Below are 6,396 nucleotides of genomic sequence, written 5' to 3' on the forward strand. Positions count from 1 at the left end.
CGCCGTGTGGGGGCCAACGGTCTTCAGCTTACTGCCGATAAGCTGCAGAACCTGGCTGATATGCGTCGCGCTTCCTGGGAGCCGGATTCATCCGCGAACAGGATCTCATGGCAGACCCCGTTCCCGGTTTACGGCGCCGGGTTCGGCTGATCCTTGTGGATCGCCTCGATCCCCGCCAGCACTTCCTCCGACAGCTTCAGTTCGGCACTGGCAATGTTGCTGTCCAGCTGTTCCAGGGTCGTGGCGCCAATGATGTTGCTGGTCACGAACGGCTGCCCGGTGACGAACGCCAGGGCCATCTGTGCCGGGTCCAGGCCATGTTCGCGGGCCAGGGCGACGTAGCGGCTGCAGGCGGCTTCCGATTGCGGGTTGAAGTAGCGGCTGAAGCGGCTGTAGAGGCTCAGGCGGGCCTTTTCCGGGCGCGCACCCCCTTCGTACTTGCCCGAGAGGAAGCCGAACGCCATCGGCGAATAGGCCAGCAGGCCGCATTGCTCGCGCAGGGCGACTTCCGCCAGACCGACCTCGAAACTGCGGTTGAGCAGGTTGTAGGGGTTCTGGATCGACACCGCCCGCGGCCAGCCGCGGCGCTCGGCTTCGAGCAGGAATTTCATGGTGCCCCATGGCGTTTCGTTGGACAGGCCGATGTGGCGGATCTTGCCGGCCTTGACCTGCTCGTCCAGCGCTTCGAGGATCTCCTCGATCGGCGTGAAGGCCTCGTCGGCCTTGTGCTTGTAGCCCAACTGCCCGAAGAAATTGGTGCTGCGCTCCGGCCAGTGCAGTTGGTAGAGGTCGATCCAGTCGGTCTGCAGGCGCTTGAGGCTGGCATCCAGGGCTTCGACGATATGCCGGCGGTTGTGCTTGAGGTTGCCGTCGCGAATATAGCCGATGCCGTTGCCGGGGCCGGCGATCTTGCTCGCCAGGACCCACTGGTCGCGATCGCCACGCTGCTTGAACCAGTTGCCGATGATGCGTTCGGTGCTGGCATAGGTTTCGGCCCTGGGCGGCACCGGGTACATCTCGGCGGTGTCCATGAAGTTGATGCCGGCGGCCTTGGCGCGCTCGATCTGGGCAAAGGCTTCGGACTCGGTGTTCTGCTCGCCCCAGGTCATGGTCCCCAGGCAAATTGCGCTCACGTTCAGGTCGGTTCGGCCTAGCTGACGGTATTCCATTGGCTGCTCCCGTGGGAAAACACCCATAAAAGCAGGTTGAATTTTTTTTGGCAATCTGGATAATTGCGCACCTCTTTATGCAGTGGAAGTGATGCGCCGCCGCCAAAGAATCTTGCCGTTGAACGGACGCGCCGACCCGAGCCCCCGATAGCGTCTGTATCCGGCTGCCTTTGACCTTGTCAAAGTACGCACTATTCAGTAAGATCCGCCGTCTTATTTACAGGCGGCCCCTGAGGCTATAAAGAATGAAAACTTTTACTGCTAAACCGGAAACAGTTAAGCGCGACTGGTTTGTCGTCGACGCTGCTGGTCAGACCCTGGGTCGTCTGGCCACCGAAATCGCGAGCCGTCTGCGTGGCAAGCACAAAGCCGAATACACCCCGCACGTCGATACCGGTGACTACATCGTCGTCATCAACGCCGAGCAGGTTCGTGTGACCGGTGCTAAAACCTCCGACAAGATGTACTACTCCCACTCCGGTTTCCCGGGCGGCATCAAGTCGATCAACTTCGAAAAGCTGATCGCAAAGGCCCCTGAGCGCGTGATCGAGACCGCGGTAAAAGGCATGCTGCCTAAGAACCCGCTGGGTCGCGACATGTACCGTAAGCTGAAAGTCTATGCGGGCGCTGTACACCCTCATACTGCTCAGCAGCCCCAAGAACTGAAGATTTAACGGAATAGTTCATTATGTCGGCGACTCAAAACTACGGCACTGGCCGTCGCAAGACCGCAACCGCACGCGTTTTCCTGCGTCCAGGTACCGGTAACATCTCCATCAACAACCGCTCCCTGGACACGTTCTTCGGTCGCGAAACTGCCCGCATGGTAGTTCGTCAACCGCTGGAACTGACCGAGACCGTCGAGAAGTTCGACGTCTACGTCACTGTCATCGGTGGTGGCGTGAGTGGCCAGGCTGGCGCAATCCGCCACGGCATCACTCGTGCCCTGATGGATTACGACGAAACCCTGCGCAGCACCCTGCGTAAAGCTGGTTACGTTACCCGCGACGCTCGTGAAGTTGAGCGTAAGAAAGTGGGTCTGCGTAAAGCGCGTAAGCGTCCGCAGTACTCGAAGCGTTAATTCGCTACCCGCTTCAAAAGAAGCCCGGTTCCCATGTGGAACCGGGCTTTTTTTATGGGCGAAATATTTGCTGTGACAACTTGCCACATCCGTAGACCCCCTATACTACAAGGCCTGGGGCACTGTGTGCCGGGTAATTACCTTGTCAGAGGTGGGGCTTTTCATTACCATTCGGCAAAATTTTTATAACGATAGATTTTTACTTAGACGCCTGATTTAACAGGCCACAAAGCTGATGGGAGAGGACTGAATGAGCAATGACGGCGTGAATGCAGGCCGGCGTCGCTTTCTCGTAGCAGCCACATCCGTGGTAGGAGCTGCAGGAGCGGTAGGGGCTGCGGTCCCGTTCGTGGGGTCATGGTTTCCCAGTGCCAAGGCGAAAGCCGCCGGTGCACCGGTGAAAGTGAATATCGCCAAGATCGACCCGGGGCAGCAGATGATTGCCGAGTGGCGTGGCCAGCCGGTCTTCATCGTTCGCCGCACCGAAGAGATCCTGGGGAATCTGACGAAGATCGAGGGGCAGCTCTCCGATCCAACCTCCAAGAACTCGGTACAACCCCCCTACGTCGATCCGAAGACGCGTTCGATCAAGCCGGAAGTCCTGCTGCTGATCGGTATCTGCACCCACCTGGGTTGCTCTCCCACCTTCCGTCCGGAAGTGGCACCCGCCGACCTCGGCAAGGACTGGGTAGGCGGCTATTTCTGCCCTTGCCACGGTTCCCACTACGATCTCGCCGGTCGTGTCTACAAGGCTCAGCCCGCGCCTTTGAACCTGCCGGTTCCGCCGCATTCCTATGAGTCCGACACGATCATTGTCGTTGGCGTCGATCAGGAGAAAGCGTGATGAGCAAGTTCATGGATTGGGTTGATGCGCGCTTCCCCGCCACCAAGATGTGGGAAGACCATCTCAGCAAGTACTACGCACCGAAAAACTTCAACTTCCTCTACTTCTTCGGCTCCCTGGCGCTGCTGGTGCTGGTCAACCAGATCGTCACCGGTGTCTGGCTGACGATGAGCTACACCCCTTCGGCGGAAGAGGCCTTCGCCTCCGTCGAATACATCATGCGTGATGTCGAGTACGGCGCGATCCTGCGTCTGCTGCACTCCACCGGCGCTTCGGCGTTCTTCATCGTGGTCTATCTGCACATGTTCCGTGGCCTGCTCTACGGTTCGTACCAGAAGCCGCGCGAGCTGGTCTGGCTGTTCGGCATGCTGATCTACCTGGCGCTGATGGCCGAGGCCTTCATGGGCTACCTGCTGCCGTGGGGGCAGATGTCCTACTGGGGCGCGCAGGTGATCATCTCGCTGTTCGGCGCGATCCCGGTCATCGGTAACGACCTGACCCAGTGGATCCGCGGTGACTACCTGATTTCCGGGATCACCCTGAACCGCTTCTTCGCCCTGCATGTGGTGGCCCTGCCGATCGTGATTCTCGGCCTGGTGGTGCTGCACATCCTGGCGCTGCACGAAGTGGGCTCGAACAACCCCGATGGTGTCGACATCAAGAAGAAAAAGGACGAAAACGGCGTACCGCTGGACGGCATTCCGTTCCACCCGTACTACACCGTGAAAGACATTGTCGGCGTGGTGGTGTTCCTGTTCGTCTTCTGTTCCGTAGTGTTCTTCTTCCCGGAAATGGGCGGTTATTTCCTGGAAAAACCGAACTTTGAGGTGGCCAACGCCTTCAAGACGCCGGAGCACATCGCCCCTGTCTGGTACTTCACACCGTTCTACGCGATCCTGCGGGCGGTGCCGGACAAGCTCATGGGGGTTCTCGCCATGGGCGCCTCGATTGCCCTGCTGTTCGTGCTGCCGTGGCTGGATCGCAGTCCGGTCAAGTCGATGCGCTACAAGGGCTGGCTGAGCCGGATCTGGCTGGTGATCTTCTGTGTGTCTTTCCTGATCCTTGGCTGGCTGGGCGTCATGGCGCCGACGCCGGAGCGTACGCTGCTGTCGCAGGTGTGCACCGTGCTGTATTTCGCCTACTTCATTCTGATGCCGTTCTATACCCGGCTCGAGAAGACCAAACCGGTTCCGGAAAGGGTGACTGGCTGATGAAAAAACTATTTGCTGTTTTGCTGCTCGCGGCCCTGCCGGTTCTGTCCTTCGCTGCCGAGCATGGTGGTCCCGAGCTTGAAAAGGTCGACATCGACGTTTCCGACAAGGCGGCCATGCAGGATGGTGCGCGGACCTTCGCCAACTACTGCATGGGTTGCCACAGTGCCAAGTTCCAGCGTTACGAGCGGGTCGCAGATGACCTGGGTATTCCCCATGACCTGATGCTCAAGAACCTGGTGTTCACCGGCGCCAAGATCGGCGACCACATGAGCATCGGCATGCAGCCGGCGGATGCCAAGGCCTGGTTCGGTGCGGCTCCGCCCGACCTGACCCTGGTGGCGCGGGTGCGTGGTACCGACTGGCTGTACGGTTACCTGCGTTCTTTCTACGAGGATCCGGCACGTCCATGGGGCGTGAACAACAAGGTCTTCCCGAACGTCGGCATGCCGAACGTGCTGGTGGGCCTGCAGGGTCGTCAGGTCGTCGGTTGCAAGCAGGTGCAAATCGTCGAGAATGGCAAGAAGCAGTATGATCCGCTGACCGGCACGCCATTGACTCATGAAGCGTGCGACCAACTGACCATCGTGCCGAAAACCGGTGCCTTGACGGAAGAGCAGTTCGACGAGAAGGTCAAGAACCTGGTGACCTTCCTGGCCTACTCGGCCAACCCGGTGAAGCTGCAGCATCAGCGCATCGGTACTTACGTTCTGCTGTACCTGGCCTTCCTCTTCGTATTCGCTTATCTGCTCAAGCGCGAATACTGGAAGGATGTGCACTGATAACGTTGTAATATAGCTGTCAGTCAATCGTGCGCGCCCAAGGGTGCCTCTGAGACGTAACGAACTGGTGTGGAGGGGGCGGAGCCGAAAAGGCTTCGCCGGCCGTCTTCTCCACTCGTTACGGGAGGCTTCCCTTGGGCGCGCTCGTTTTTGCGTTTCGACCATTTCAAACAAGCGAGGAGGACCGCCATGGGCGTGACCAATCGGTTGGCCTGTTACTCCGACCCCGCCGACCACTATTCCCACCGAGTGCGTATTGTGTTGGCGGAAAAGGGTGTCAGTGCCGAGATCATCAGTGTCGAGGCGGGACGTCAGCCAGCGAAGCTGACTGAAGTGAACCCTTACGGCAGCCTGCCCACCCTGGTCGATCGTGACCTGGCGTTGTGGGAGTCGACTGTGGTGATGGAATACCTGGATGAGCGTTACCCGCATCCACCGCTGCTGCCGGTTTATCCCGTGGCGCGGGCCAACAGCCGGCTGCTGATGCATCGCATCCAGCGTGACTGGTGCGGGCTGGTCGACCTGATCCTGGACTCGCGGACCAAGGAGCCGGCGCGTGTGCAGGCGCGCAAGGAACTGCGCGAGAGCCTCACCGGGGTATCTCCGTTGTTCGCCGACAAGCCTTTCTTCCTGAGTGAGGAGCAAAGTCTGGTCGATTGCTGTCTATTACCGATACTCTGGCGTTTGCCAATTCTGGGTATTGAACTGCCGCGGCAAGCCAAGCCGCTGCTCGATTATATGGAGCGCCAGTTTGCGCGTGAGGCTTTCCAGGCAAGCCTGTCTGGTGTCGAACGCGATATGCGCCAAGGAGCTGCTTAATGAACTCCAGCCGTCCTTATTTGGTTCGTGCCCTGTACGAATGGATAGTGGATAACGATTGTACGCCGCACATCCTGGTCAATTCCGAGGCCCCCTCGGTCCAGGTGCCGCAAGGCTTTGCCAGCGACGGGCAAATCGTCCTGAATATTTCTCCAAGTGCCGTGCGTCACCTGCACATGGATAACGAAGCGGTCAGTTTCGAGGGGCGTTTCGGTGGTGTGGCCCATACGCTGTATGTGCCCATTGGCGCGATTCTCGGGATCTATGCCCGGGAAAACGGCCAGGGCATGGTCTTCGATCTCGAGTCGCCACTGGAAGACGACGACAATGAAGTCGAGCCGGATGACGATGGGCCGGAGCCGCCGCGTCCGAGTGGGCGTCCTAGCCTGAAGGTGGTGAAGTAACAGCAGCGGATGGGCATGAAAAAGCCCCTGTCATCTTTCGGTGACAGGGGCTTTTTCGTTTGCGGGTGTCCCGTCCTGAATAAGGT

8 protein-coding genes are annotated in these 6,396 nt (G+C 59.2%); 7 read left to right on the top strand and 1 reads right to left on the bottom strand.

All coding sequences use genetic code 11. The annotated features are described in order from the left end of the window. Nucleotides 1-128: 128 nt before the first annotated feature. On the bottom strand, nucleotides 129-1,169 hold the full coding sequence (locus PF66_RS25625) for an NADP(H)-dependent aldo-keto reductase (protein ID WP_054064177.1): 1,041 nt from the start codon (nucleotides 1,167-1,169) through the stop codon (nucleotides 129-131). A gap of 245 nt (nucleotides 1,170-1,414) precedes the next feature. Between PF66_RS25625 and rplM the strand changes: the two genes are divergently transcribed. From rplM to PF66_RS25660, 7 genes are all read left to right on the top strand, one after another. Continuing rightward, entirely contained in the window at nucleotides 1,415-1,843 is a 429-nt protein-coding gene (gene rplM / locus PF66_RS25630) for a 50S ribosomal protein L13 (RefSeq protein WP_017904821.1), read from the top strand. A 14-nt stretch (nucleotides 1,844-1,857) separates the two neighbouring features. Next, nucleotides 1,858-2,250, top strand: a complete 393-nt coding sequence (gene rpsI, locus PF66_RS25635; RefSeq protein WP_054059879.1) for a 30S ribosomal protein S9 — start codon at nucleotides 1,858-1,860, stop codon at nucleotides 2,248-2,250. Nucleotides 2,251-2,500: 250 nt separating this feature from the next. Beyond that, nucleotides 2,501-3,094 carry a ubiquinol-cytochrome c reductase iron-sulfur subunit gene (petA, locus tag PF66_RS25640; protein WP_026145298.1) on the top strand — a complete coding sequence of 198 codons (594 nt, stop codon included), beginning with the start codon at nucleotides 2,501-2,503 and terminating at the stop codon, nucleotides 3,092-3,094. Then, nucleotides 3,094-4,305 (top strand): cytochrome b, encoded by a 1,212-nt coding sequence (locus tag PF66_RS25645; RefSeq protein ID WP_054059878.1) that lies wholly within the window; start codon nucleotides 3,094-3,096, stop codon nucleotides 4,303-4,305. Before petA ends, PF66_RS25645 begins: the two co-directional genes overlap by 1 nt. Next, entirely contained in the window at nucleotides 4,305-5,087 is a 783-nt protein-coding gene (locus PF66_RS25650) for a cytochrome c1 (RefSeq protein WP_054064178.1), read from the top strand. The genes PF66_RS25645 and PF66_RS25650 overlap by 1 nt, the downstream gene beginning before the upstream one ends. 189 nt (nucleotides 5,088-5,276) lie before the next feature. Beyond that, nucleotides 5,277-5,906 carry a glutathione S-transferase N-terminal domain-containing protein gene (locus tag PF66_RS25655; RefSeq protein ID WP_054059876.1) on the top strand — a complete coding sequence of 210 codons (630 nt, stop codon included), beginning with the start codon at nucleotides 5,277-5,279 and terminating at the stop codon, nucleotides 5,904-5,906. Then, entirely contained in the window at nucleotides 5,906-6,310 is a 405-nt protein-coding gene (locus PF66_RS25660; protein ID WP_054059875.1) for a ClpXP protease specificity-enhancing factor, read from the top strand. The genes PF66_RS25655 and PF66_RS25660 overlap by 1 nt, the downstream gene beginning before the upstream one ends. Nucleotides 6,311-6,396: the final 86 nt, after the last annotated feature.

The sequence above is a fragment of the Pseudomonas asplenii genome (assembly GCF_001293465.1).
GTDB lineage: Bacteria > Pseudomonadota > Gammaproteobacteria > Pseudomonadales > Pseudomonadaceae > Aquipseudomonas > Aquipseudomonas fuscovaginae_B.